We start from the raw sequence: 24,956 nt of genomic DNA, 5'->3' as shown, positions 1-24,956 counted from the left end.
CATGGTGCGAGACACCCGCCCAGCAGGTCAGGCCGGACGGGTGAAACGGGTCGAAGATGGGTTACAGGTCGCGCACGGCGTCCCAATTCACCGTCAGGCCGCGCACTTGGGCGTAATGGGCCAGGGCTTCCGGCGTGACATAGCGCCACCCGCGCCGCTCTCCGATCTGCCAGGAAGGAAGCGCCTCTGAGGTCAAGGCCCGCTTGACGGTCTCTTCTCTCAGGTTCAGGGCACGGGCCACCTGCCCCGCCGTGAGGCCCTGGGGCACCCAATCGGGCACGGTGGGCGGGGTCATGCCCTATCCCCAGGCCGGTAGCCTTCGCCGCCCCAGGCCGCGCACTTGTGGCCGGTGTGAACGATCACCGGGGCGCGGGGGTTGCCGTCATACCAGCCATGCGCCAGCCGACCGGCGGCACACTCGCCCATGAGTGCGCCCCACTCGGGGGCGGGCGTCCACCGCGCACAGCTTCCGCAGCGCCCCCGCTCACGGCTCAGGGCTTCCCAGTCTGGCCGGGTGCCCTGCCCCCGCTGGAGGTCGGCCAGCAACGCGGCCTTGTGCGCTCGCATGGCGTCGAGCACATCGGCGGGCAGGTCGGAAGCCGCGTCATAGCGCAGCTTGCCCCCCGATCCCAGGCTCAGCCGCACGTCATAGCGGGCGAGGTCGGCCCTCAGCCGTTCCAGGGTCATAGCTCACCCCGCGTCCGGCCACCGCCCACGCCCACCGGCTCCGGGTGAACTTGGTGAACTTGCGGGTGAACTTCACCTTCCCAAAGTTCACCAGGGTTTTCACCGTCTGAGACGGCTTCCAGCGGGTCGGTGAACTTGGTGAACTTTGATTCCGCTTCTTTTGAGAGGCGGTACTGAACCCCATCTTTGGACTTGCCCGCCGGGGTCACGCTGTAGCCCGTCTTGCTCAGGGCCGGGGCCAGCCGCCGCAGGGCGTCCCCGAGGGCCTTTGGGGTGCGGGGCCAGCCTTGCGGGGGGCGCGTTTCGCTGTACTCCCGCTCTCCCAGAATCCCAAGTAACTTTTTGACGGTGCCGACCCATTCAACGGTGTCGTCCATGAAGCACCGCAGGGCTTCCGCGAGGGGTTCACCGTCAAGCACCGTGCTCGCGGCTTCCGTCTGCATTTCCCGGTAAGCCGTCAGGAACGCGCCCCGATCCCAGGGAAGGGCATCTTCGGCGGCCACGATCAGGCGGGCGAAGTCGGCCAGCCGGGGGGACTCCTCCAGTTCGGTACTGTCCAGATGTTTCAGGGCGTGCGCGAGGGCCGACAGCAGCGCCCCCAGCAGCCGGGGCCGCGCCCGTTCATAGCGGGCCTTGAACACCCGTTCCGGGGTCCGGCGGTCGCCGGGGATGCGTTGCAACGTCACCGTCAGCGCCCGCTCTGCGAGGTCAGGCCGGGCCAGCAGGTCCGGTATGCCGTTGACGATCACGGGCCGCACCGCCTCCAGAATCGTTTCCTCACTGTCCGTATACAGGGCGCGGGCCGTGAACGCGCCGCCGGTCGAGATGACGCACAGCGCGTCACTCAGCCACCCCGGAATGCTGGACAGGTTATCGAAACTCAGGATGTGCCCATTCTGGGCGGCAATGAAGAGGTCGCGCTCTTCTTTGGGGCTGCGCCGCCGGTCGGCCTGATTGGGGTCTATCAGGTTCCGCGCCGCCGAAGACGCCGTGCTCTTGCCGGTGCCCTGCTCCCCGCCCAGGGCCAGGATGGGGTAAGGACTCATGCCGGACACCGCCCCCAGCAGCCACGCCGTGACCATCATCAGCCCGCGCCGGTCGGTGTTCAGGAACTCGCCCAGTTCCTCCAGACTGCCGCCCTGAACCGGGGCGGGCAGGGGCAGGAAGCCAGCGGGCCGGGTGAAGCGCACCGGGCATTCGTGGGGCAGGATCGCTTTCCAGTAGCCGGGGCCGACTTCGACGGCTTCCCAGGTGGGCGTGCCGAGGTCCAGATAGGTGAAGCCGTTCAGGTGGGCCAGCCTCACCGCCGTGTGATGCTGCTCGCCCTCGCGCCGCGCTATGGCTTGCATGAGGTCAAGGGCTTCTTTCTGGGCTTGCCCGTTCAGGGCGCGTTTTTCGCGGTCGAAATAGAGCGCCTGGAGGTAATCCCTCGCCGCCCGCGAGGGCAGCCGGTAGTGTTCCCGGTGCCCCTTCACCGTGACCGTGACGTAAGCGTTGCCGGTCTGATCGTGCCAGAGTTCCGCCCCATCCTCCTGGGCGTACTCCAACACCCGCGTCCCCGCGGGGGGGCGCTTCTCCCTGCCCCCCTCGTCATCGTCCCCGTCCTCGGCGGGGTCGGCCTGGGGCTTGCCGATCTTCGCGCCCACGTCGCTCAGATCGCGGGGGTTTTTCATGCCCCGCCGAAGGCCGCCTTCCAATGTTTCCCGCGTTTCGTGCTCACTCAGGCCGATACTCAGGGCCACTGCGCCCAACTCGCCCTTCACCGCGTCCGGGTCGAGCGCACCAGCGGCGGCCAGCTCGCCCAACGTGGCCGCCGACTTGAACAGTTGCGAGTTGCGCCCGCCCTGAGTGGTCTGGGCCAGCTTGGACACCTCATCGAGTAGGGCCGCCTCACCGTATTTCCGCACCGCGTCGGCCTTGCTGCCCACCTTGCCGGAGTCGAGTTGCGCCCGCAGGTCTGCCGCCCGGCGTGCCTGATCCTGGGCCGCCTCGCGCCGCCGATCCTCTTCTTCGCCCGCCCGCCGAAGGGCATCTTCCAGGCCGTCGAAGGCTTCCAGCAGATCGGCGCGGGTGTAGCAGGTGGGCCGATCCTCCAGCAGCCTCACCAGGAAGCCGGGTTCCTGCTTGCCGTGCCAGTACCCCGGCAACCGCATGACGCGGGGCAGGTCGGAGACGCTGGGATCACCGCCGTACCGCGCCGCGAGGTATTTCTGTACGGGCGTGAAGTCGGCAAGGGGCAGGTCGGAGAGCGCCCAGTAGACGTGATACCGGCCCGGCGAAGTCTCGACAATCGCGGTCGGGGCGAGAGGAAAGCCCTCATCGGGCAGGGGTGCCCCGTCGAAGTCCACAAAGGCCGCCCGCACCCGCTCCACGTTGTCCGCAGTCCGCCGGGTGGCCTTCGGTGTCAGGGCGTTCACGGTGAAGAAGATGCCCACGCGGGCGAGGTTGGGAGAGGTCCAGCTCACCCGGCCTTCCCGCACCCGTCCGACGGTGACAAACTCGCCGCCGACCGCTGTGCCGTGAGTGATGCGCCCACGTCGCTGAACCATGAAGCGGGGCTTGCCGTCGCCGTACAGCTCGCGCTCCCCATCGGGGAAGGTCTGGACATAGACGCGCTCGCCCGGCTCGCATAGCAGCTCCAGCAGCCGCGCCGCTGCCTCATGGTTGATCGCGTCGGCTTTCTTGCGGTCGAAGTCGAAGACGTGCCCGGTCATGCCGTGCCCCCTTCGGCATCCCCGAAGAGGGGCAGCATCCGGCTTGCCTCATCGGTCCTTTCGCGGGGCGGGACCGGCTCAGCCTTGAAGGGCGCGTGAAGCATTTGGTAGTCAATCGCCAGCCGGGTCAAGTCAAGTTGCAACTCTTCGATGCGCCGGTAATTCCGCACCTTCGCCGCCGCAACAATGCCTTCATAGACGGGGACCGCGTGGCAGAGAAAGTGCTCATGGACTGCCCGAGTCTCCGCGTTGACGTACCGCCGGGTCTGTGCCCAGCCGGACGCCTGATAGCGGTACACGCTGAGGGCCGACCATGCCCGGTACAGCGCGGCCATGACGTGTACAGGGTGGGGCAGGGTGGCCGCGTACCGCTGAACCTCTTCGACGGGGATCAGGTAGCGCCGCCCTTCCTTGATCGGGCGCAACTTACCCCGCTGGATCAGCCGCCGCACACCCTTTTCGGACTTCTCCAGGGCGCGGGCCACGCCTGCCACGGTCAGCAGTTCAAAGTGCCCGCTCATGCCTTCCCCCCGTTCCTGGGGCGGAAGCCGGGCCGGTTCAGCAGCGCCTCAAGCAGTTTGAGGCCCGCGCCGATGTTGCCGGGCCGCTGGGCGTCCAGGCGGGCCAGCTCGTACAAGTGGGATAGACTGCCCATGTTGCCCACCGCGTCCCCGGTGGGCCGTTTCATTTCTCGCCGCCGTTCAGAAACTCTTCGATTGCGGAGAGCGGGATAAGAATCTTCCGGCCTACTTTGATGCTGCGGAGCTGGCCGGAGCGGATCAGGGCGTAAACGCTGCGTTCGCCCAAGCCCAACATTTGTCCGGCTTCTTTCGGCTTGCGGGTTTGCCTCAAGCCCAGTTCACGGGCAGCTTCTTCGGGCTTGGGGGTGAGGCGGTGGGGGGCTTGCTGGAGTAAAGTCATAGGGCGACCTCCAAAGGTCGTGTAGGGCTTGGAAGGCCCCTTGCGGGGCTTCCGGTTCGTGGGGCGCGTTGGGGTGCTGTTCTTGGTCGGATGACACCCTGATGCGCTTTCGTTTTGGCTTCTGGTCGCTTGCCTTTGACGGCGGTTCGGTTGATGCGGCCTCCTTTCTTCTCTTTCAACGGTAGCGCACGTCTTTTGGTTGGTCGGTGGCGGGGGGCATTGACGAAAGGACGCGTTCTATGGTGTTGCGCCGCTTCTGAAGTCATGCTGGCATACTCAATACGATTCTGCCAAGACCACAAAAGGCCGTCTGACACGGCGTTTTTTTGCACAAGCTCAGCTAGTGCCGCTGAGACGCACAATTCGCCATTGCCTCCTATTGAGTTATTCACGATCCAAAAGGGATACCGCCGCTCCTGTGTATTTGATCGTTGACTCCCATGTTTCAGGCCGGTGCTCACTGAATAGATGTACCCCGACTCCAGCATCTGGGGCGCGTAGTTGCTGGGGTACAGGTAGAAGTACCCCTTGCAGGAGCCTATGCCCAACCGTGCCCAACGCGTGCCCAACGGAAACGCAATGAGACGCAACCTTAAGCGGTCAAACGGCGGGTCGGTCTGGAGGTTGTCAGGAAAAAGGCCGTTCCAGACGCACGAAACGCGGCGACCTCCTACCGGGCGCAATGACGTGACATGAGTAAGCAACGCGCTTCTAAGCGGTCGGTCGTAGGTTCGAGTCCTACAGGGTGCGCCACCGAATCCCCCGTCCCCGACGGGGTTTTTCTTTTGCCGTACCATGCCCAACCGACGATGACAAACCGGGACTTCTCGCTGTCTTGGTGGGGGCGGCCGCGTTCGCCTATGTTGCGCTCTCGCCCGCTCTCTTGACGGGTTCGGTGGCCCCGGATCATGGGGTGGCCTTGTGTGAAGGCCGTACTCCCATAGGGGCGGCAGGTTCGGCTTCGTCAGCACCGAGGCCGCTTTCTCCCCGCCCCTGGCAACAAGATGCAGCGCTGGGAGGGCCTCCACTGGTACGGCCTACGCGCGGTCTGCCGCCACCCCTGCCCTCGTCTTATAGGGATGGAATCTGCCCTGGCAGTGGGGCTGCCGGTGACAGCGGCGTGGGAGGCGGAGGTACGGTGGTGCCTTGATCCTGGCAGCCTGGGAGCCGCCCGCGTGACCACTGACCACTACGGAGGAGTTGGTCCAACCTCAGCTTTTACGCTGGCCGCAAGCATCCGCCTCAGCGGTGAGAGTCGCCTGACCCGTCACCGCGGCGTGAAGACGAGGCCCTCGCCCCGAAAGGCGAGGCCTCCCACTTCCCTCGCGTCAGGGATGAACGCCAACCCACCCTCCACTCCGAACTCGACTCGCCGGACCTGCATACGGAGCAGGGCCATCAGGAGGTCACCGTAGAAGGTCATCTCGTCACGCTCCCCCCGTCTCATGTCCGTGGGGAGGGCGGCGGCCTGCCGCAGTCGGGATAGGTCGTCTTGGTGTGCCCAGGTGAGGTGCAAATCGACAGGATGGGCTGCCCCCTGTTCAAGCCCAAGGTGGCCTCGCTGTCCGGCCCTGGACTGGAGGCGCAGCACGCCGTGCTGCGCCATTACGCTGCGCAGACTCCGGAGAAGTTGATTGGCGGTGTCGGGGTTGACGCGCGTCAAATCGTGAAAGTCCATGACGCGACTGTAACAAAGGCGTGGCTGGTCATAAGGTCGAGTCCTACAGGGTGCGCCAGAGAATCCCCCGTCCCTGACGGGGTTTTTTTTGTTCCCCCTCCGTGGCTTGTTCACCGGTGCGCGGCGGAGAACGGCCCAGGGGACGGGGCCTTCCGGCCTTTTCCCCGCCTGCCCTTGAACGTGCTCCCGCTACCCGGCACACTGAGAAACCGTTTCCCCACAATCTGCCGCCCCCTCCCTCCGTCCGGTCCTCACCCTCGCTGTCCCCAGGAGCGCGCATGAACGACCTGTCCCCCCGCGGCTCACCCGTCGGCCCCGCCGTCCCCGCAGGGCATCCGCGCCCCCAGCTCACCCGCGAGCGCTGGGAGGACCTGAGTGGGGTGTGGCAGTTTCGGCACGACGACGACGACCTTGGCCTGCAGGAACGCTGGTTCGAGCAGGGAGAGGGCTTCGGGGAACAGATCGTGGTGCCGTTTCCGCCCGAGAGCCGGGCCAGCGGGCTGCGGGCGACGGGCTACCACCCGGTCGTGTGGTACTCGCGCGAGGTGCGGGTGGCCCCGGAAGACCGCGCGGGCCGCGTGCTGCTGCATTTCGGGGCAGTGGACTACCGGGCACAGGTGTGGGTGAACGGGCGCCTGGTGGCCGAGCACGAGGGCGGCCACACGCCCTTTACCGCCGAGATCACGCCCGCGCTGGAGCCGGGAGAGACGCAGACCGTCGTGGTCCGCGCCGAGGACGATCCCCATGACCTCGCGCAGCCGCGCGGCAAGCAGGACTGGGAACCGGGACCGCACGCGATCTGGTACCACCGCACGACCGGCATCTGGCAACCGGTGTGGCTGGAGGTCGTGCCGCGCACCTTCGTCGCGGGGCTGCGCTGGACGCCCGACGTGGAGCGCGGGCGGCTGGGCCTGCACGTGCGCCTGAACGAGCGGCCCCGGCAGGCCCTGCGGGTGCGGGTGCGCCTGAGCCTGCGCGGCGAGCGGCTGGCCGACGACACCTACGCCCTGGACGGTCAGGAGGTCGGGCGCGAGATCGACCTGGGGGCGCAGCGCGTTCAGGCGAGGCGCAAGGAGCTGCTGTGGTCCCCCCGGCGGCCCAACCTGATCGACGCCCGCATCACCCTGCTCGACGACGACGACAACGTGGTGGACGAGGTCGGCAGCTACGTGGGGCTGCGCAGCGCCGGGGTGCGCGACGGGCGGTTCCAGCTCAACGGCTCGCCCTACTACCTGCGGATGGTGCTGGCGCAGAACTACTGGCCCGAGTCGCACCTCGCCGCACCCTCGGAAGAGGCCCTGCGGCGCGAGGTCGAACTCGTCAAGGAACTCGGCTTCAACGGCATCCGCATTCACCAGAAGGTGGAAGACCCGCGCTTCCTGTACTGGTGCGACCGGCTGGGCCTGCTGGTGTGGGGCGAGATGGCGAACGCCTACGTCTTCACGCCGGAGGCGCAGCGCCGCCTGACGCGTGAGTGGCTGGACGTGCTGGAGCGCGACCACAACCATCCCTGCGTGGTGACCTGGGTGCCCGTCAACGAGAGCTGGGGCGTGCCCAACCTGGAGGGGGACCCGGCCCAGCGGGCCTTTGTGCGCGGCCTGTACCACCTGACGCGGTCGCTGGACCCGACCCGCCCGGTGATCGGCAACGACGGCTGGGAGGTGGTGGAGGGCGACATCCTGGGGGTCCACGACTACGCGCTCGACGGCGCGACCCTGCGCGAGCGCTACGGCTCCGAGGAGGCGCTGGAGCACACCCTGCAGGCGGTGCAGCCCGCCCGGCGCAACTTCTACCTCGCCGGGCACCACCGCCAGGGCGAACCCGTGATACTGACCGAGTTCGGCGGCCTCAGCCCCGCGCCGGGCGAGTCCGAGCGCTGGTGGGGCTACGGCACCCTGCCTGACACGGACGCGCTGCTCTCGCGCTACGAGGAACTGCTCTCGGCGGTGCTCGACAGCCCGGTGATCGCGGGGTTCTGCTACACCCAGCTCACCGACACCGAGCAGGAGACCAACGGCCTGCTGCGCGAGGACCGCACCCACAAGCTCGACCCGGAGCGGGTGCGGGCCGTCACCACCCGCGTCTCGCGGGCCGTGCAGCACGACGTGCTGCAGGAAATCCACGCCCTGGCCGACGAGAGGCGCCTGGAGCAGTTGCGCGGGGCGGCGGGGGAGGAGGTCCGGGCGGAGGATTGACCCACCCCGCGCCCTGCCAGGGGCGCCGCGCAGCAGGGTGCCCGGCCGTTCTCGCCCCCGGTTTCTCACCTCTGGACGACCCCGACAGGGAGGCCCTCGCATGACCGTGACCCAGGACGTCCCGCCCGCCGCTTCCCCCCACGACCTGCCCGCCATCATGCCCGGGCTGTACGGGCACGGCTTCATCGGCCTGAAAGGAGCCTCCTTCCGCGCGGGGGTGGCCCGGCTGGCCGAGGAACTGCCGGTCCTCCGGGACCACCTGAGCTGCCGGGTGCTGCGAACCCTCAAACCCACCGTGCAGAGTCACCCCCCCGCGGGCCTGACGATGGGGGACGTCTGACGTGCCGCGCGCCGAGAGCGCCAGGAAATGTGGCCGCGGGGCGGCGGTGCCCGGCCGGATCGAAACTCTGGAAGGCGGGCGCGGGTTCGTGCGGTTGGCACTGAACCTTCTGCTGCCCGGTGCGGTGCCGGAGGGGGAAGACGGGTGGGGGCCGGAGATGCACGCCGGCCCCCGGGTCCGGGTCCGGGTGAGCGAGTGGCTGGAGGGCCGGGCAAACGGGTTCCGTGTCCGGCTGCTGGGCCGAGGCTGATGGCCCCCCACGAGGTGCCCATGCCCCGTCGTCCTGCTCCCGTGGTGGTGAAGGGCGTGTGCCGGGTCGCCGGGTGCGTGGGGGGCCTGCTGCTGGGCCTGCTCGCGCTGAGTGGCCTGGGTCCCAGGGGGGCGGAATCGGCCTCCCCCGGCGATGGGACCTACCGGCTGACCAACGCTTGCGGCGGCCTCGCGCTGGGCGTGCAGGGTGCGGCGGGCACCCCCGTCCAGGTGGGCCAGCCGCAGGAGGGCTGTGCCCAGCGCTGGAAGCTGGCGGCGGTGCCTGCCCCGGCGCGACCCCCCCGGCTGGCCGTCTCGCCGGATGGCCGCTTTCTCGTGCAGGCTGACGGCTCGCCCTTCACGTACCTCGCGGACACCGCCTGGGAACTCGCCCACCGCCTGGGCCGCGCCGAGGTGCTCCACTACCTCGACACCCGCCGGGCGCAGGGCTTCACGGCCGTGCAAGTCGTCGCCCTGGCCGAGTTGGAGGGCGTCTCGGTGCCCAATGCCCACGGTGACCTCCCGCTGCAAGGCCGGGACCCCGCCCGCCCCGCGACCACCCCCGGCGCGAGTCCGGGGAACGCCGCCGAGTACGACTACTGGGACCATCTGGATTACGTCTTCGAGCAGGCGGCGGCGCGGGGCCTCACCGTGACCCTGCTGCCGACCTGGGGCCGCTGGGTGAACGACGAGCCGCTGTTCACGCCCGCCTCGGCCCGCGCCTACGGCGAGTTTCTGGGCCGGCGCTACCGGGACAGGCAGGTGATCTGGCTGCTGGGCGGCGACCGCCCGGCCGACACCGGGGCGCGGCGGGCGATCTGGCGGGCGATGGCGGCGGGGCTGGAGGCCGGGATGGGTAGCCCCGGGGCCGCGCTGATCAGCTACCACCCCGACGCGGCCCGCACGTCGGCCGAGTGGTTCCACGAGGAACCCTGGCTGGACTTCCACACCTGGCAGAGCGGCCACTGCCGCGAGCGGCGCCCCTGGGCCATGATCGGGCAGACCCGCGCCCTGAAACCCGCCAAGCCGGTGTTGAACGCCGAACCCATCTACGAGAACCATCCGGTGTGCTTCGACGCGGCCGGGCAGGGCTATTCGGACGCCACCGATGTGCGCCACGCGGCGTACTGGAGCGTCTTTGCCGGGGCTTTCGGGCACGCGTACGGGCACCATTCGGTCTGGCAGATGTGGGATGAAGGCCGCGCCGGAGTCAATGGGCCGCGCGAGTCCTGGCAGGCGGCCCTGGACGCGCCCGGCGCCCGGCAGATGCGCCACCTGCGGACCCTGATGGAAGCGAGGCCGCCCCTGGGCCGGGTGCCCGACGATGATCTGGTCATTCAGGCCTACGACGGCCCGCAGCGGATTCAGGCCCTGCGGGGGTCGGGGTACGCCCTGGTCTACACGGCGGCCGGTCGGGACATCCGGGTTCGGGGCGAGCGGCTGCCCGGTGGCCGCACCGTGGCGTCGTGGTACAACCCGCGCACCGGGCAGACCCAGCCCATTCGCACGGTCACGCGCTCGGGCAACCTCACCTTCGAGGCACCCTCGCGGGGCCGCGGCCACGACTGGGTGCTGGTGCTTGACGACGCGGCCCGCAACTTTCCCCTGCCCGTCCCCCCTCCGTGAGAGGGAGCCTCAGCCCCGCCCTCACCACGCCACCGTCCCCAGCACCAGCCCCGCCCCGTACTCGCGCGGTACCCGCCGCAGCCGGGCGTCAGGTTGCCGCAGCGCGATCTCGGGAACGCGGGCGCCCACCCCGAAGTCGAGGGCGATGTTCGCACTCGCCACGTCGCGCACGTAGCTGCGCTGGGTGAGAAACGCGGCGCGGTGCGCGTCGGGTTCCAGGCGCCCGTACACCAGGCGGCGCATCGCCACCGGCAGGCTGGTGCGGCTGACCTCGGCCAGATGCAGCACGGCCCCCGGACTCACCCCGTAGCGCCGCAGGGCCTGCTCCAGCAGCGGCCCCGGCATCTGGAGTTGCGCGGCCCCGTAGTTGCAGTAGGCCTCGACCTGGGCGCGGAATTCCTCGGGCGAGTCGGTCTGCCAGCGCAACTGGGCCTCGATGCCGCTGTCGCGCAGCAGGGCGTGGCTGACCTCGTGCATCTTCACGAAGGTCCGCTCGCTGCGGTACACGCTCTCCTCCAGCGTGATCACCGTGCGCGGCAGCGACACCGTGCTGTTGTAGGGTCCCGGCGCGACCGGGATCTCCAGGCTGGCCGCCAGCCGCCAGAAGTCGGTCTCGTGGCCGTGCGCGGCGTGGACCCGGTCCACGAACTCCAGAAAGGCCGCCCCCAGCTCGCTCATACCGACTTGCTCTGCTTCCAGACCCTCCGGGAAAGCGCCGGAGGGTCTTTCATCGCCGCCAGCCGGCAGTTGTTGCCGCTCGCTTCGCTCGGGTGCGTCTGCGACTCACCACAATTTCGTATCACGGGTCCACCTCGATCCACTCGCGCACGCTGGCGAAATACCGGAACCACTCCTGCGGGGTCTGCGGTCCGCGCCCGTAGAAGTTGCCCGCCTGCGCCAGCGCCGCCTGCACCTTCGGGTGCGCGATCAGGGGATCGACCGCCGCGTACCGCTCGCCCGCCTCGCGCAGCCCTTCCGGGATGTCCGGGGCGGGGAGGGCCGGGGCCGCGACCTCCACGACCAGCGCCGGGTTCAGCCGCCGCAGCTCCTCGGCCGTCAGCCCCAGCACCGCCGCGATGGCCCGCAGGTACTTGGACTCGGCCACGTTGACCCGCCCCCCCAGAAGGTGGCTGAGGTAAGCGGGGTCGGGAATTCCCGCCCGCGCCGCCAACTGTGCCTGCGTCAGCCCCCGCTCCCGCAGCTTGCGGCGCAGGACCTCGCCCGCCTCGGCGGGGGAGAGGGCAGGAGCAGGCTGGGTCATGGTCGGTGTTCCATAGCGTATCGCTTCCTGAGACGAGTCGCAACCCAACTTGCGATCCGTCGCTTGACGTCCAAGGGCCTGGGCGCCACAATGTCCAGCACCGAACCCTGAGCCAGAATTCGCTTCCAGCAGAACACTGGGTTGCGACCCATCGCAATCTCCCGGAGGTCTTTCCATGCACCCACTCACCCCCACCGAACTGCTCGCCGCCGTCACCGGGGTGGGCGGCCTGCTGATCAGTGGGCTGACGCTGCTGCTGCGGGGCCGGGAAACGGCGTGGAGCCAGGCGGCGGGGCTGCGCGGCGAGTTCCGGGCCGAGATCGGTGAGTTGCGGGGGCAGGTGGCGGCGCGAGAGGCCGAACTGGAGGCCGCCCGCAGCCGCCTCGCCGGGCTGGAGGACGAGCTGACCGCCCTGCACCTCGACCGCCGTCTGCTGCTGGACTACCTGCGTGACGTGACGGGCGGGCACTTCGGCCCCGGCTGGTGCGAGCGCCGGGCGCGTGACCTGCTGGGGCGGCTGGAGCGGGAGGGCGGCTAGTACAGCGTTCATTTAATACGAATGGCTTCGTAGTGCCGTCCTAGCGTCCGGCGGGCGACCTGGGTGGAGAACTGCCAGTTGAGGGTGACGCCCGCGCGTGAACGCGCTGCCACCCAAGCCTCGACTTCCGACCGAAGCCGTTCCAGCACTGGAATACGCCGGTTCAAGCACTGCCGCTGAAGGGCACTGAATTCCAGTTCTGCCATGTTCAGCCACGAGGCATGTTTGGGCGTGTAGACCCACTCGAAGCGGCCCACCAACCGGTGGGCCGCCTGTGGCGACATGAACTTGTAGAAACTGCCGCCGTGATGCGTATTGAGGTGGTCCTGAACCAGGGTGATCTGGACGGCTGCTGGATAGGCCCGTTCCAGGTTCTGCATGAAGGCGGTGTACTCCTCGGCGGTCCGTCGGGCACAGACCTGGACAAACCGTCGGCCTGTTTTCGGCTCGACGGCCAGCAACACAGCCGCGCTCCCAAAGCGCTGGTATTCGTAGTCTTGTTTGGCGACTCGCCCCGGTTCCGATGGAACCGGGGCCATGACGTCACCGATCAGGAAGCAGGGTTGCTCATCGAAGCACAACACGGGAAAACGGTCGTCGTAGGGCCGAGAGTACACGTCCAGAACGCGTTCCATCTCGCAGAGGAAATTCGCCGTCAGGTGCGCGATGCACCACTGCCTTTTGCGGTGCGGCTGGACCGCGTTTTTTTCAGAATGTAGAACACCGTCGACGGAGCGATGTGGTCGACCAAGTTCAGCTCTACAGCCTTCTCTGCCAGCAAGCGAATACTCCATTGTGCGTGACCTTCGGGCGCCTCACTGCACGCCAGCGCGGTGATGGCCGCCCGGTCTTTGCCGTCGAACTTCGCGGGTCGCCCCGTATGCGGCGCATCGAACAGCGCCGCGTCCAGTCCCCCCAGGGCAAAGCGTTTTCGGGTCGCTTGCACCATCTGGACGCTGATACCGAGGGCGTCCTTGATGGCCGAGTCCGTGACCTGTCGATGGGCCAGCAGCAGAATCCGGGCGCGGGTCATGACCCGCGCCTTGCCACTGCCCTTCATGGTCATGCCGTGCAGAGTCTGTTCTTGCTCAGCACTCAAAGTCACTGGATAGCGAAGAGGACGGCTCATACCTCACTATGACAAATTCAAAAACGCTGTACTAGGTATGCTGACTCCATGAACCACACCCGCACCTGGACGGACCTCTACGGCTCGGCCTGCGCCCTGTTCGAGGGCCGGGCGGGGGGCCACCGCTGGCTCGTCGCCGCGCCCCCCGAGCGGGCGAGCGAACTGTCCGCCGCGCTGCAAGCCCTCGACGGCAAGGGCGAGGTCCGCCTGCTCGTCCACGAGGGCCTGACGCCCCTGCTCGCCGCCCTGCACGAAGGCCCCGTGCGCGGCGTGCTCATCGTCGGAGGGCGGACGCTGACCGCCGGGCCGGAGGTCAAGGTGCCGGAGCAGGAGGTGGAGGACGGGGGCGGCGTCGTCTACCGCGAGGGCGGCACCTTCCCGGCCTGGACGGCGGCCCTGGACCTCGGCGGCGCGGAGGGCGAGTGCCCCGCCACGAGCGCCGCCGCGTCGCTGGGCGTGCCGGTCGTGGTGGTCTCCCCGGAGGGCGTCCGCACCGCCCTGGAAGCCTGGATGGACGCCACCCCGCACGGGCGGTAGGCCCCCAATCCGCCTCCCGCGCACCGCGTACCCTGCCCCCGTGCCCGCCCTCGACCCCACCGTTCGCCACCTGTATGTCCATGTCCCCTTCTGCCCCACCATCTGCCCCTACTGCGACTTCCACGTCCTGACGCGGCGGGCCGGGCTGGTCGAGCGGTATCTGGAGCGGGTGGAGGAGGAAGCGGCTCGGCTGGCGGACGAGTACCCGGTGGACCTCGATACCGTCTATATCGGCGGTGGCACCCCCAGCTTCCTGCGCGACGCGGAGATCACGGCGCTGGTGGGGAGCGTCCGGCGTCACCTGGGCTGGGGCCGCGCCGAGAACACCCTGGAGATCAATCCGGGCACGGTCAGTCCGGCGCGGGTGGCCCTGTGGCGTGACCTCGGATTCGACCGCGCCTCGGTGGGCGTGCAGAGCCTGGACGACGCCACCCTGCGCTTTCTGGGCCGCCAGCACGACGCCCGGCAGGCGCGGGAGGCCGTGCGCGAGCTGGTAGGGGCGGGCTTCCGCGTGAGCGGCGACCTGATCACGGCGGTGCCCGGACAGCCGCTGGAGGCTGATATTCGCGGCCTCGTCGAGCTGGGCGTGGGGCATGTCAGCGCCTATACCCTCACCATCGAGCCGGGCACCGAGTTCGCCCGCCGGGGCGTGACGGTGGGGGAGGACGACGAGCGCCGGGGCTTCGAGGAGACGGAGGCCCGCCTGACCGACCTCGGCTTCTCCCGCTACGAGATCAGCAACTACGCCCGCCCCGGCCAGGAGTCGCGCCACAATCTCGCCTACTGGGAGGGGCGCACCTACCTGGGGCTGGGGCCGGGGGCGGCGGGGCACTATCCGGCGGGTCCGGGGGGCGAGGCCCTCACCCTGCGCCGCACCAACCCCCATCTCCACGACTGGCTTACGGGGGAGGGGGGGGAGGCCGAGGCCATTTTGCCCGAGGACTACGTCACCGACGCTCTCTTCATGGGGCTGCGGCTGCGGGCAGGACTCGACCTGGCCGACCTGTCGCGGCGCAGCGGGGTGGACGTGCGGACCCGCTATGCCGTGCCCATCGCCGCCAACGTGGAGCGCGGCCTGCTCGTGCTGGAGGGGGAACGGTTGCGGGCCACGCCGCAGGGCTGGTGGGTGCTCAACCGGGTGGTCACGGACTTCTTGGAGGCGTAGCGTCCCGTCTGCCCGGACTCACCAGCCGCGTTGATGGCCGCCCTGACTCCGACTTCCGGCACGGGACACGGACGGCCCCCGGGGGGACGGTAGACTGCCCCTCATGACCAAGCAGATGGACTTTGACGTGCTCGTGATCGGGGCCGGGCCGGGCGGCTACCACGCCGCGATCCGCGCGGCGCAACTCGGCCTCAAGGTGGCCTGCGCCGAGCGCGACTCGGTGGGCGGCGTGTGCCTCAACGTGGGCTGCATTCCCACCAAGGCCCTGCTGCACGCGGGCGAGCAGATGGCGGCGGCCCGCCACGCTTCCGAGTTCGGCCTCTCGTTCGGCGAGCAGACGCTGAATATCGCCCAGCTCAACGGCTGGAAGGACGGCATCGTCAAGAAGCTGACGGGCGGCGTGAGCAGCCTCTTCAAGGCGAACAAGGTGACGCACCTGAAGGGTCAGGCCTCCTTCGTGGACGAGCACACCGTCCGGGTGGGCGACCAGACCTACACGGCGGCGAACATCATCATCGCCACCGGGTCGGAACCTGCCCGCCTGCCCGGCATCGAGGTCGACCAGGGGCGCATCGTGGACTCGACCGGGGCGCTCGTGGTGCCCGACCCCATCCCCGCGCGGATGCTGTGCGTGGGCGGCGGCGTGATCAGCTTCGAGTTCGCGCACGTGTACAACAACCTCGGCTCCAAGGTCCGCATCATCGAGTTTCTGCCGAACATCATTCCCGGTGCGGACGCCGACGCCGTGCGCGAGTTCGGCAAGGCGATGAAGAAGCAAGGCATCGAGTTCGAGACCGAGACGAAGGCCAACTCCGCCGTTCAGAAGGACGACGGCATCCACGTCGAGATCGAGAACGTGAAGACCGGCGAGAAGCGGGTGGAGGTCTTTGACCGGGTGCTCGTGGCGGTGGGCCGCCGTCCCCGCACCGACGGGCTGAACGCGCAGGCGGCGGGCGTGCATGTCACCGACCGGGGCTTTATCCCCGCCGACCAGCAGCAGCGCACCAACGTGCCTCACATCTACTCCATCGGTGACGTGGCGAGCAATCCCATGCTGGCGCACAAGGCGATGAAGGAAGGGCTGGTCGCCGCCGAGGTCATCGCCGGAAAGCCCGCCGCGCAGGACGCCGTCGCCATTCCCGGCGTCGTCTACACCTCGCCCGAACTCGCCTGGGTGGGCCTGACCGAGATCGAGGCCAAGGAAAAGGGTTATCAGGTCAAGACCGGCGTGTTCCCCCTCTCGGCGTCGGGCCGCGCGATGACCCTGCAGCAGACCGACGGCTTCGTGAAGATGGTGGTGGAAAAGGATACCGACCTGCTGCTCGGCGTTCATATCGTGGGGCCGCACGCCTCGGACATGCTGGGCGAGGCCAGCCTCGCGCTGGAGATGGCGGCAACCGCCACCGACATCGCCCTGACCATCCACGCCCACCCCACCCTGGGCGAGACGGTGCTGGAAGCCGCCGAAGCCGTCCACAAGCAGGCGATTCACATCATGAACCGCTGAGGCGGGCTTCCGGCAAATCTGCCGAAACGTGTCAAAGTCACGGTATAGAGTCGGGGGGTGATTACCCTTCCCGGCTCTTTTTCGGTGCGGCTGCTGGGGGTCAGTGCCCTCTGCCTGTCGCTGCTGACGGCCTGCCCCCGTCCTGGCCCGACGCCGCCGCCCTATCTGCCGCCCTCGCAACTCTCCTTCACGTTCCCCACGGTTCAGGACACCACGGACGTGAAGCTCGCCGCCGTCGCCTTCGTGAACGACGAGAAGACCGGGGGCTACCAGTCCCAGGTGGTGAACTTCACGCCGCTCTCCGGCCCAGCCGTGGCCTCGGCCAACCTGCTCCTGGACGGGTATCGCCTCGACATGTGGGCCAAGAACGCTGCCTGCACCACCTCCTTCCTGGGCGGCGAGACGGCCGGGATGCGGGAGGTCACGGTCACGCCGAACACGGTCAGGACCTGCAACCTCTACTTCATGCTGTTCCGCGACACCAACCGCAACGGGGCGCCGGAGTCGGGCGAGGTGCTGTACGAGACGCACGACCTCTACAGCTACGCGACCGAGGCCTTCACCTACCGCTTCGTCAGCCCCGACGGGCGCAGCACCGAGACGGGGAGCCGCAATGGGGGCTGGTCGCTGGTTCGCCATCAGGTGCTGCACCCCACCGCCACGCCGGACCGGTACCTGGTGAGCATGAACAGCCTGCCGCCCGCCGACGAGCGGCTGAATATCCGCCTGCACGAGCGCACCGACTACTTCACCAGCCAGGGCCTGCCCCTGGGCGGAGGCCAGAAATGAAGCGCCTGCTGCTGCTGTCCCTGCTGCCCCTGACCGCTTGCGGCACGGGCGTGGGGCCGACCTCGCCCACCGGGGGCCGCCCGGAACTGCCGACCGGCGTGGAGGTGCGCCACCCCGCCGCTCCCGCCGGGACCACCGTGTATCTCAGCCTGCTGACCGAGGCGGGCGAGAGCGTCTACCAGCAGGCCGTGACCGCCGGAGCCACCCGGACCGAGGTCAACCCGGCCCTCTGGCGGGACCAGGCCAGGCAGGCCCGGCCCATTGAGGACTGGCTCCCGGAAGGCGCCAACGACCTTCAGGTGAGCGCCCCCGGGACCCCCGTGCTGCTGCTGCACTGGGTGATGTGGCAAGACCGCGACGGCAACGGCCAACGGGCGGCGGACGAAAGCCTGAACCTGATGACCCACGACCGCGCCGTCTACGCGGAACAGGCCGTCACGGCGACCTTCAAGACGGCCATCCCCGACATGTGGCAGCAGTGGCAGTTCGCCGCAGGCTGGAGCCGCGCCGAACACTACGTGTACCTGCCCAGCGGCCAGAGCACCTACCGGCGCAGCCTCCAGAGCCAGGGGCTGGGGCGCTACGAGCTGCACGTCCCCACGCCGATCACCAGCCAGTAACCGGAACCGGGGCTACTGCTATACTCCTGCCGCTACGCACTCGTAGCTCAGTTGGATAGAGCGGCCCCCTCCTAAGGGGCAGGCCACTGGTTCGAATCCAGTCGAGTGCACCACCTGAGCCGCCCCTAGCCCCAAGGCCAGGGCGGCCTTGCCTTCTATGAAGACCCGCAGACTCCGCCCAAATCGGATTCGCATGCAGGTCCCCCACACTGAGGGTGTTCCACAACTCAACCCGGCCGGGTGAAGTCGGGTCTACCGCTCCCGACACCATGCGGGAGCTTTTCCTGGGCAGCGCGTGGGTTCAAGGCAGGTCGATGCTGCTCGCCGGGAAGGGCCGGGCCTGCTCGCTGAACAGCCGGGTCCACGTCGCGCGGTCCAGGGTTCCCGTCACCGGCAGGCCGTTGGCCGCTTGGAAGGCCCGCACCGTCGCCGCCGTGACCGGGCCGTACCAGCCGTCGCCGCGCCCGCCGCCGCTGGGCCGGGTCAGGGCGATCAGGCGGTCCTGCGCCGCGCGGACATCGGCACCGTTCATGCGCTGGGCTTGCAGCCGCAGGGGGCGCGTAAAGGGAACCGGGGCGAGCGAGCGGGCAGGCGTGGCCGTGGCCGCCGGAGCCGGGCGGGGAGTCTGAGCCGCTGGAGGTGTGGGGCTCGGCCGGGGCGCCGGGGTGGTTGCCGCCGGGGCGGGCGTGGGCTTCACCGTTACGCGGGGCGCGGCCTGGGTCGCCGCCGCGCCGCCCTCGCTCTCGGGGGGCAGGTCGAAGTAGAGCAGCGATCCGGCGCGGCCTTCGGGGTCAGGCTGCACGCGCAGATACACGTAGCCCCCGGTCGTGCGGACCCAGTTGTACACGCTGCGCTGGCCGTCGCGGCTGCGCCACACGCCGTAGAGGTCGTCTCCCAGCGCCGCGCTGAGTTTGCCGCGCAGGCTCTCCACGCTGCCACTCGCGCCCACGCACTGCTTGCTCGGCGTGCCCACCCGCGCGAAGCTCGTGGGGCAGGTCCGCAGCACACCGTCGAGTGCCCCGGCGGCGCGGGTCGCAGCCCGGTTCACGTCCCGTGCGGTCGGGGCGGCGAGGGCGGCAGAGGCCAGCAGGGCGGCCAGGGAGGGGGCGAACTTCATACCCCCAGTGCTATCACCCGCAAGCTGACGGGGCCTGAGTGCCGGGCCGGGGAGGGTTGAGCGCGGCTTGAGCGCCGTGCGCTAGCCTCTGGCCCGATGACGCCCGAACGCTACCAGAAGATTCTGCGGGTCCTGCGGCGGCGCCAGCCCACGCTGACCGTCCTGATGGACGAGGTCAACAAGCCGCACAACCTCTCGGCCATCGTGCGGACCTGCGACGCGGTCGGCGTGCTGCAAGCCCACGCGGTTCCGCCCCAGGGCGGTCACCTCGCCGCCTTCGAGGGCCACACCTACGCGGCCACCTCCGGCAGCGCCCACAAATGGGTGCCCGTGCAGGCGCACGCGGACGCCATCAGCGCCGTGCGCGACCTCCAGGGCCGGGGCTTTCAGGTGCTCGCCACCCACCTCTCGCAGCGCAGCGTGGATTACCGCGAGCCCGACTACACCCGCCCCACCTGCGTGCTGCTGGGCGCCGAGAAGTGGGGTGTGTCCGACGAGGCCGCCGAGGCCGCCGACGCCAACATCGTCGTGCCGATGTTCGGGATGGTCCAGAGCCTGAACGTGTCGGTGGCCGCCGCGACCATCCTCTTCGAGGCGCAGCGCCAGCGCCTCGCCGCCGGGATGTACGACGCGCCGCAGCTTCTTCCGGAGGACCTCACCCGTCTCGCCTTCGAGTGGGGCTACCCGGACCTCGCCCCCGGTTACCGCGAGCGCGGCGAGTCCTACCCGGCACTGGACGAAGAGGGGCAGATCGTCTGAACGCCGCCGCCCACCCTTACCAGCCGGGCCGTTAGACTGACCCGATTATGTTCAATCTCGAACTGCCTCCTTTCAATGCCGAGACGTGGGCGATTCTCGGCACCCTGCTGCTGCTGGAAGGTCTGCTCTCGGCGGACAACGCCCTCGTCTTGGCCGTCATGGTGCGGCACCTCAAGGGTGACCTTGCCCGCAAGGCGCTGGCCTACGGCATCGGCGGTGCGGTCGTGCTGCGGATTCTAGGCGTGCTGCTGGCTTCCTACGTGCTGGAATACTGGTGGCTGCGGGCCTTCGGTGCCCTGTACCTCGCCTACCTCGCCATCAGCCACTTCACCAAGCGGGGGCACAGCGAGGACGAGGCCGCCGCGAGTGCGCGGGGCCGGGGTTTCTGGGCCACCGTGGTGCTGCTCAACCTCACGGACCTCGCCTTCTCGGTGGATTCCATCCTGGCGGGCGTGGCGCTCATCCCGCGCGACATGCCGCGCGAGCAGGGCCTGACCATCGTGGTGATCGGCGGCGTGATGGGGCTGATCCTGATGCGAATCGCGGCCACCCTCTTCCTGAAGCTGCTCAACCGCTACCCGGCGCTCGACAACGTGGCCTACGCGCTGGTGGGCTGGATCGCGGTGAAGCTCGGCGTGGAGACACTGGAAGCCGCCCACGAGGTCTTCCCGGCGGTGCCCACCTTCCACATGCCGCAGCCCCTCTTCTGGACCGTGATGGTCGCCATCGCCGTGATTGGCACCTTTATCGCCACCCGCAAGCCCGCCATGAGTGAGCCCGCCGCCGAGCGCAAGGCGGAAGCCATCGTGGGCGAGATGGACGCCACCGTCGCCGACGCCGCCGACGGCCGGGTGGACGGGCGCTGAGCCCCCCTCCCCCCCGGTTCCGGGGGCCACCTTCCACGTGGGGGTGGCCCCCCTTCCTGTGCCGGGCGGTCTAGAGTAGGCCCCATGAGCGACCTGATGGACACCATTCGCCACCTCGCCAAGAAGACCGACAGCAAGATCCTGATGGTCGTGCTCGACGGCGTGGGCGGCCTGCCCCTCACGGTGAACGGGGACACCGAACTCGCGGCGGCCACGACGCCCAACCTCGACGCGCTGGCGCTGGAGTCGCAACTCGGGCAGGTCGAACTCGTGGGCGCCGGAATCACGCCAGGCAGCGGGCCGGGGCACCTCAGCCTCTTCGGGTACGATCCGCTGCGCTACGTGGTGGGCCGGGGAGCACTCTCGGCGGTGGGCATCGGCGTGCGCCTGCGGGCCGGGGACGTGGCCGTGCGCGGCAACTTCGCCTCGCTGGGGGTGGGCCGGGTGATCGCCGACCGCCGCGCCGGGCGTCCCAGCGACGAGAAAAATGCCGAGATCGTGGCAAGGCTGCGGGCGGCCATTCCCGAGATCGACGGCACCCCGGTCGAGATCTACACCGAGTCCGAGCACCGCTTCGTGGTGGTCTTCCGCTCGCAGGGGGTGGACGAGGCCGGGCAGGGCCTGGGCGCCAACATCAGCGACGTGGACCCGCAGGTAACCGGCGTGCCGCCCCAGACGGCGGTGGGCAGCGACCCCACCAGCGAGCGCACCGCCTTCCTCGTCAACGAGTTCGTCGCCCGCGCCGAGGCGGCCCTCGCGGACGAACCGCAGGTCAACGGGGTGCTGTTCCGGGGGTACAGCGACGTGCCGCACTTCCCGTCCTTCGCGGACACCTACGGGCTGCGGGCCGCCTGCATCGCGTCCTATCCGATGTACAAGGGCCTCGCCAGCCTCGTCGGGATGGACGTGCTGGAGGTGGAGGGCGAGGAAGACGCGCTCGACGGCAAGGTGGCTGCGCTGGCCGCGCACTGGGCCGAGTACGACTTCTTCTATTTCCATGTCAAGAAGACCGACTCGACCGGCGAGGACGGCGACTTCCACGCCAAGGTGAAGAAGATCGAGCTGTTCGACGTCCTGCTGCCCCGCCTGCGCGAGTTGCAGCCCGACGTGCTGTGCATCGTGGGCGACCACTCCACCCCCAGCAAGCTCGCCAGCCACTCCTGGCACCCCGTGCCGCTGCTGATTAATAGCCGCTATGGCCGCAAGGACCTGGCCGCCCGTTACACCGAGGAGGAGGCGGGGAAGGGCAGCCTGGGCCTGCGCCGGGGCACCGACGTGATGCCGCTGCTCATGGCGAACGCGCTGAAGCTGAACAAGTACGGCGCGTAAGGCCAAGTCGCCAGCGGTCAGCCTAAGGGGGAGGGTTCCGGGGTGGGACCTTCCCCTCAGCCCTGATCCCGCACCCAGCGGGTGAGGTCGGCTATGTCTTGGGGCTGGGTGGTCTCCACCCGGCGGAGCGGCCCGTTCAGGTTCAGCGGTGTCCAGCACGCCCTCTCCGGCAACTCGGCGTGGTCGAAGGGCAGGTCGATGTAGGGCCGGGCACCCGAGGCCACCCGCGCCGCATGTCGCTGCCGCAGCTCATCCAGCGGAGCCTCGCAGAAGAGTTGGACGAGCCTGGCGCCGTGCGCCCGCGCCAGCCCTTCTATCTTCGGCTCGCTGACGCCCCGGTAGAAATGCGTCTCCAGAACCACGTCGCCCCCCGCCGCCAGCACCACCCCGGCGACGTGGTACATCAGCTCAAAGCTCAGTGGTCCGGCCTGAGCGCGGGTCAGGTCCGGCAGGTGCCCGTGCAGAATCGCCTTGTAGTCGTCCTTGCTCACGAAGGGCCACCCCAGCTCCCGCGCCAGCCGCGAGCCGAGGTGGGTTTTGCCGGAGGCGGGAAGTCCCGAGATGACGAGGAGGGTGGGCGGCATGGGGGCCAAGCTAGGGCCTCCTTCTGCCCGCTACATCCATCAAAAGGAAGGAGCCGGGGCGCAACGCCCCGGCTCCTTCCTGCTCTGCGTTTTGGTGGCCTTAGGTTTGGGGGCGGCCCCTCACCTTTCTTGCCCCGCCAACGCAGGCTTACCCGCTCTTGGTTAGAAGTCCATCCCGCCCATGTCGCCGCCGCCCATGCCGCCCGCGGGGGCCGCCTTTTCCTTCTCGGGCTTGTCGGAGACGATGGCCTCGGTGGTCAGGATCAGCGCACCGATGCTGGCGGCGTTCTGGAGGGCCGTGCGGGTCACCTTGGCGGGGTCGACGATGCCAGCGGCGACCATGTCCTCGACGTACTCGCCGGTCGCGGCGTTGAAGCCGTAGCGGACCTTGTCGGAGTTGATGACGGCGTTCACGATAACGCTGCCTTCCTCGCCCGCGTTCACGGCGATCTGGCGGGCGGGCTCTTCCAGAGCGCGGATCAGGATGCGGGCACCGGTCGCCTCGTCACCCGTCAGGCCTTCAGCGGCCGCACGGACAGCGGGGATGACGCGCAGCAGCGTGGTGCCGCCGCCCGCGACGATGCCTTCCTCGACCGCCGAGCGGGCGGTGGAGAGGGCGTCCTCGTAGCGGTGCTTCTTCTCCTTGAGTTCGGTCTCGGTCGCGGCGCCGACGCGAATCACGGCCACGCCGCCCGCCAGCTTGGCGAGGCGCTCCTGGAGCTTCTCGCGGGCGTAGTCGGAGTCGGTGGAGTCGAGTTCAGCCTTGATCGCGTTCACGCGGGCGTCGATCTCGGCCTGGTTGCCCCGGCCGTCCACGATGGTGGTCTCGTCCTTGGTGATGCGGATGCGGGCGGCGCGACCCAGCATGTCCATGCCGACGTTCTCCAGCTTGTGGCCGAGGTCCTCGGAGACGACCTGCCCACCGGTCACGGCAGCGATGTCGCGCAGCATTTCCTTGCGGCGGTCACCGAAGCCGGGGGCCTTGACCGCAGCGATGTTCAGGGTGCCGCGCAGCTTGTTCACGACCAGCGTGGCGAGCGCTTCACCTTCCACGTCCTCGGCGATGATCAGCAGGGGGCGGCCTGTCTGCGCGACCTTTTCCAGCACGGGGAGCAGGTCCTTGAGGGCACTGACCTTCTTCTCGTTGATCAGGATGTAGGCGTCTTCGAGGACGGCTTCCATCGTGTCGGGGCTGGTGATGAAGTAGGGGCTGATGTAGCCCTTGTCGAACTGCATCCCTTCCACGACGTCCACTTCGGTGTCGAAGCCCTTGGACTCCTCAATGGTGATGACGCCTTCCTTGCCGACTTTGTCCATCGCGTTGGCGATTTCCTGGCCGACGGCCTCGTCGTTGGCACTGATTCCGGCGACCTTCTTGATCGCGTCGCTGTCCTCGACGGGCACGGCGAGCTTCTTGATCTCCTCAATGGCGACGGCCACAGCCTTGTCGATGCCGCGCTTCAGGGCGAGGGGGTTGGCCCCGGCGGCCACGTTGCGCAGGCCTTCCTTCACGACGGCCTGACCCAGCACGGTGGCGGTGGTGGTGCCGTCACCCGTGATGTCGTTCGTCTTGGAGGCGACTTCCTTGAGGAGCTGGGCGCCGATGTTCTCGAGCTTGTCCTCCAGCTCGATCTCCTTGGCGACGGTCACGCCGTCCTTGGTGATCGTGGGGGAGCCGAACTTCTTCTCGATGACCACGTTGCGGCCGCGCGGCCCCAGGGTCACCTTGACGGCGTTGGCGACGGCGTTGACGCCGCGCTCAAGGCTACGACGGGCGGATTCGTCAAACACAAGCTGTTTGGGCATGGGAGTTCCTCCTGGGATGGAATGGGGGTTGGGGTCGCCAGGGGCGGGATTATTCAACGATGGCGAGGATGTCGCGTTCGCTGAGGATGGAGTAGTTCTTGCCTTCCAGCGTCACTTCGGTGCCGCCGTACTTGGCGAAGTACACGGTGTCGCCTTCCTTGACGTCCAGCGCCACGCGGGTGCCGTTGTCCAGCATCTTGCCGTTGCCCACGGCGATGACCTTGCCGCGCTGGCTCTTTTCCTTGGCGGTGTCGGGCACGTACAGGCCCCCGGCGGTCTTCTGTTCGGCTTCCTCGACGATTTCGACCAGTACACGGTCACCTAACGGTTTCAGCATGGATGAACCTCCTGTGGATGAGATGCGTTGGGGCTACCTCCGCCCAGGCTGAGCGGTTTTCGCCGTTCCAGACGGAATCCTAGTCGCATGGACTCAAGAATGTCAACTCCACAGAGGCAACAATCTGAGTCTGAGGCGCTCAAGGTCGGCTGAGACGGTAGATTCCTGTCCATCGCCCCCACATAAAAGATCAGACATATAT

General features: G+C 68.8%; 27 protein-coding genes, 1 tRNA gene and 1 pseudogene. 14 read left to right on the top strand and 15 right to left on the bottom strand.

What is annotated here, in order from left to right:
• Positions 1 to 61: 61 nt before the first annotated feature.
• The 7 genes from C3K08_RS13205 to C3K08_RS13180 form a co-directional block, all read right to left on the bottom strand.
• A complete protein-coding gene (locus tag C3K08_RS13205; RefSeq protein WP_104991713.1) occupies positions 62 to 295 on the bottom strand; it encodes a hypothetical protein in 234 nt (77 codons plus the stop codon).
• Entirely contained in the window at positions 292 to 687 is a 396-nt protein-coding gene (locus tag C3K08_RS13200) for a hypothetical protein (RefSeq protein ID WP_104991712.1), read from the bottom strand. The genes C3K08_RS13205 and C3K08_RS13200 overlap by 4 nt, the downstream gene beginning before the upstream one ends.
• The gene (locus tag C3K08_RS13195; protein ID WP_104991711.1) at positions 684 to 3,401 is read right to left on the bottom strand and encodes a DNA-primase RepB domain-containing protein; all 2,718 of its coding nucleotides are present in this window, start codon (positions 3,399 to 3,401) and stop codon (positions 684 to 686) included. The genes C3K08_RS13200 and C3K08_RS13195 overlap by 4 nt, the downstream gene beginning before the upstream one ends.
• Positions 3,398 to 3,922: a helix-turn-helix domain-containing protein gene (locus C3K08_RS13190; RefSeq protein WP_104991710.1), complete on the bottom strand. Its 525-nt coding sequence runs from the start codon at positions 3,920 to 3,922 to the stop codon at positions 3,398 to 3,400. The genes C3K08_RS13195 and C3K08_RS13190 overlap by 4 nt, the downstream gene beginning before the upstream one ends.
• Positions 3,919 to 4,089 (bottom strand): hypothetical protein, encoded by a 171-nt coding sequence (locus tag C3K08_RS17975; protein WP_158679933.1) that lies wholly within the window; start codon positions 4,087 to 4,089, stop codon positions 3,919 to 3,921. The genes C3K08_RS13190 and C3K08_RS17975 overlap by 4 nt, the downstream gene beginning before the upstream one ends.
• Positions 4,086 to 4,322: a helix-turn-helix domain-containing protein gene (locus C3K08_RS13185; protein WP_104991709.1), complete on the bottom strand. Its 237-nt coding sequence runs from the start codon at positions 4,320 to 4,322 to the stop codon at positions 4,086 to 4,088. The genes C3K08_RS17975 and C3K08_RS13185 overlap by 4 nt, the downstream gene beginning before the upstream one ends.
• A gap of 1,267 nt (positions 4,323 to 5,589) precedes the next feature.
• Entirely contained in the window at positions 5,590 to 6,000 is a 411-nt protein-coding gene (locus C3K08_RS13180) for a hypothetical protein (RefSeq protein WP_104991708.1), read from the bottom strand.
• A gap of 278 nt (positions 6,001 to 6,278) precedes the next feature.
• Here C3K08_RS13180 and C3K08_RS13175 point away from each other — a divergent pair, with 278 nt between their 5' ends.
• The 4 genes from C3K08_RS13175 to C3K08_RS13160 all read left to right on the top strand — a co-directional run bounded on the left by C3K08_RS13175 (position 6,279) and on the right by C3K08_RS13160 (position 10,410).
• Positions 6,279 to 8,195 carry a glycoside hydrolase family 2 protein gene (locus C3K08_RS13175; RefSeq protein ID WP_104991707.1) on the top strand — a complete coding sequence of 639 codons (1,917 nt, stop codon included), beginning with the start codon at positions 6,279 to 6,281 and terminating at the stop codon, positions 8,193 to 8,195.
• 100 nt (positions 8,196 to 8,295) lie between these two features.
• Positions 8,296 to 8,535 carry a hypothetical protein gene (locus tag C3K08_RS13170; RefSeq protein ID WP_104991706.1) on the top strand — a complete coding sequence of 80 codons (240 nt, stop codon included), beginning with the start codon at positions 8,296 to 8,298 and terminating at the stop codon, positions 8,533 to 8,535.
• A 1-nt stretch (position 8,536) separates the two neighbouring features.
• The gene (locus C3K08_RS13165; RefSeq protein ID WP_104991705.1) at positions 8,537 to 8,785 is read left to right on the top strand and encodes a hypothetical protein; all 249 of its coding nucleotides are present in this window, start codon (positions 8,537 to 8,539) and stop codon (positions 8,783 to 8,785) included.
• A 20-nt stretch (positions 8,786 to 8,805) separates the two neighbouring features.
• On the top strand, positions 8,806 to 10,410 hold the full coding sequence (locus C3K08_RS13160) for a DUF4038 domain-containing protein (RefSeq protein WP_104992079.1): 1,605 nt from the start codon (positions 8,806 to 8,808) through the stop codon (positions 10,408 to 10,410).
• Between the two features lie 21 nt (positions 10,411 to 10,431).
• Here the strand turns inward: C3K08_RS13160 and C3K08_RS13155 are convergent, their stop codons facing one another.
• Together C3K08_RS13155 and C3K08_RS13150 are read right to left on the bottom strand one after the other, a co-directional pair.
• Positions 10,432 to 11,088, bottom strand: a complete 657-nt coding sequence (locus tag C3K08_RS13155; RefSeq protein ID WP_104991704.1) for an ImmA/IrrE family metallo-endopeptidase — start codon at positions 11,086 to 11,088, stop codon at positions 10,432 to 10,434.
• A gap of 121 nt (positions 11,089 to 11,209) precedes the next feature.
• Positions 11,210 to 11,671 (bottom strand): helix-turn-helix transcriptional regulator, encoded by a 462-nt coding sequence (locus tag C3K08_RS13150; RefSeq protein ID WP_158679932.1) that lies wholly within the window; start codon positions 11,669 to 11,671, stop codon positions 11,210 to 11,212.
• A gap of 175 nt (positions 11,672 to 11,846) precedes the next feature.
• Between C3K08_RS13150 and C3K08_RS13145 the strand changes: the two genes are divergently transcribed.
• Positions 11,847 to 12,209 carry a hypothetical protein gene (locus C3K08_RS13145; RefSeq protein WP_104991702.1) on the top strand — a complete coding sequence of 121 codons (363 nt, stop codon included), beginning with the start codon at positions 11,847 to 11,849 and terminating at the stop codon, positions 12,207 to 12,209.
• 8 nt (positions 12,210 to 12,217) lie between these two features.
• Here C3K08_RS13145 and C3K08_RS13140 read toward each other — a convergent pair whose 3' ends face one another.
• Together C3K08_RS13140 and C3K08_RS18585 are read right to left on the bottom strand one after the other, a co-directional pair.
• On the bottom strand, positions 12,218 to 13,003 hold the full coding sequence (locus C3K08_RS13140; protein ID WP_104991621.1) for an IS630 family transposase: 786 nt from the start codon (positions 13,001 to 13,003) through the stop codon (positions 12,218 to 12,220).
• A pseudogene (locus C3K08_RS18585) lies at positions 12,991 to 13,242 on the bottom strand (helix-turn-helix domain-containing protein); the annotation flags it as partial. The pseudogene C3K08_RS18585 and the gene C3K08_RS13140, both read right to left, overlap by 13 nt.
• A 144-nt stretch (positions 13,243 to 13,386) precedes the next feature.
• Here C3K08_RS18585 and C3K08_RS13130 point away from each other — a divergent pair.
• The 6 genes from C3K08_RS13130 (at position 13,387) to C3K08_RS13105 (ending at position 18,069) form a co-directional block, all read left to right on the top strand.
• The gene (locus C3K08_RS13130; RefSeq protein ID WP_104991701.1) at positions 13,387 to 13,875 is read left to right on the top strand and encodes a hypothetical protein; all 489 of its coding nucleotides are present in this window, start codon (positions 13,387 to 13,389) and stop codon (positions 13,873 to 13,875) included.
• A 40-nt stretch (positions 13,876 to 13,915) separates the two neighbouring features.
• Positions 13,916 to 15,040 carry a radical SAM family heme chaperone HemW gene (hemW, locus tag C3K08_RS13125; protein ID WP_104991700.1) on the top strand — a complete coding sequence of 375 codons (1,125 nt, stop codon included), beginning with the start codon at positions 13,916 to 13,918 and terminating at the stop codon, positions 15,038 to 15,040.
• Between the two features lie 103 nt (positions 15,041 to 15,143).
• Positions 15,144 to 16,547 (top strand): dihydrolipoyl dehydrogenase, encoded by a 1,404-nt coding sequence (lpdA, locus tag C3K08_RS13120; protein ID WP_104991699.1) that lies wholly within the window; start codon positions 15,144 to 15,146, stop codon positions 16,545 to 16,547.
• Positions 16,548 to 16,604: 57 nt separating this feature from the next.
• Positions 16,605 to 17,336, top strand: coding sequence for a hypothetical protein (locus C3K08_RS13115; RefSeq protein ID WP_104991698.1), 732 nt, complete (start codon positions 16,605 to 16,607; stop codon positions 17,334 to 17,336).
• A complete protein-coding gene (locus C3K08_RS13110) occupies positions 17,333 to 17,956 on the top strand; it encodes a hypothetical protein (RefSeq protein ID WP_104991697.1) in 624 nt (207 codons plus the stop codon). Before C3K08_RS13115 ends, C3K08_RS13110 begins: the two co-directional genes overlap by 4 nt.
• A gap of 36 nt (positions 17,957 to 17,992) precedes the next feature.
• A tRNA-Arg gene (locus C3K08_RS13105) sits at positions 17,993 to 18,069 on the top strand.
• 188 nt (positions 18,070 to 18,257) lie between these two features.
• Here C3K08_RS13105 and C3K08_RS13100 read toward each other — a convergent pair.
• On the bottom strand, positions 18,258 to 19,073 hold the full coding sequence (locus C3K08_RS13100) for a peptidoglycan-binding domain-containing protein (RefSeq protein WP_104991696.1): 816 nt from the start codon (positions 19,071 to 19,073) through the stop codon (positions 18,258 to 18,260).
• Between the two features lie 96 nt (positions 19,074 to 19,169).
• Here C3K08_RS13100 and trmH point away from each other — a divergent pair, with 96 nt between their 5' ends.
• The 3 genes from trmH to C3K08_RS13085 all read left to right on the top strand — a co-directional run bounded on the left by trmH (position 19,170) and on the right by C3K08_RS13085 (position 22,027).
• On the top strand, positions 19,170 to 19,832 hold the full coding sequence (trmH, locus tag C3K08_RS13095) for a tRNA (guanosine(18)-2'-O)-methyltransferase TrmH (RefSeq protein WP_104991695.1): 663 nt from the start codon (positions 19,170 to 19,172) through the stop codon (positions 19,830 to 19,832).
• A 47-nt stretch (positions 19,833 to 19,879) separates the two neighbouring features.
• Positions 19,880 to 20,698 (top strand): TerC family protein, encoded by an 819-nt coding sequence (locus C3K08_RS13090; protein ID WP_104991694.1) that lies wholly within the window; start codon positions 19,880 to 19,882, stop codon positions 20,696 to 20,698.
• Between the two features lie 84 nt (positions 20,699 to 20,782).
• Positions 20,783 to 22,027, top strand: a complete 1,245-nt coding sequence (locus tag C3K08_RS13085) for a 2,3-bisphosphoglycerate-independent phosphoglycerate mutase (RefSeq protein ID WP_104991693.1) — start codon at positions 20,783 to 20,785, stop codon at positions 22,025 to 22,027.
• Between the two features lie 56 nt (positions 22,028 to 22,083).
• On the opposite strand, the gene C3K08_RS13080 is transcribed toward C3K08_RS13085, so the two are convergent.
• From C3K08_RS13080 to groES, 3 genes are all read right to left on the bottom strand, one after another.
• Positions 22,084 to 22,611, bottom strand: a complete 528-nt coding sequence (locus C3K08_RS13080; protein WP_104991692.1) for an ATP-binding protein — start codon at positions 22,609 to 22,611, stop codon at positions 22,084 to 22,086.
• A gap of 162 nt (positions 22,612 to 22,773) precedes the next feature.
• A complete protein-coding gene (groL, locus tag C3K08_RS13075) occupies positions 22,774 to 24,417 on the bottom strand; it encodes a chaperonin GroEL (RefSeq protein WP_104991691.1) in 1,644 nt (547 codons plus the stop codon).
• Between the two features lie 49 nt (positions 24,418 to 24,466).
• Positions 24,467 to 24,754 carry a co-chaperone GroES gene (gene groES, locus C3K08_RS13070; protein ID WP_104991690.1) on the bottom strand — a complete coding sequence of 96 codons (288 nt, stop codon included), beginning with the start codon at positions 24,752 to 24,754 and terminating at the stop codon, positions 24,467 to 24,469.
• Between the last annotated feature and the right edge of the window lie 202 nt (positions 24,755 to 24,956).

It is taken from the genome of Deinococcus sp. NW-56 (genome assembly GCF_002953415.1).
GTDB lineage: Bacteria > Deinococcota > Deinococci > Deinococcales > Deinococcaceae > Deinococcus.
The sequence above is the reverse complement of the archived record's forward strand: the minus strand, read 5'-3'. Positions and strand labels throughout refer to the sequence as shown.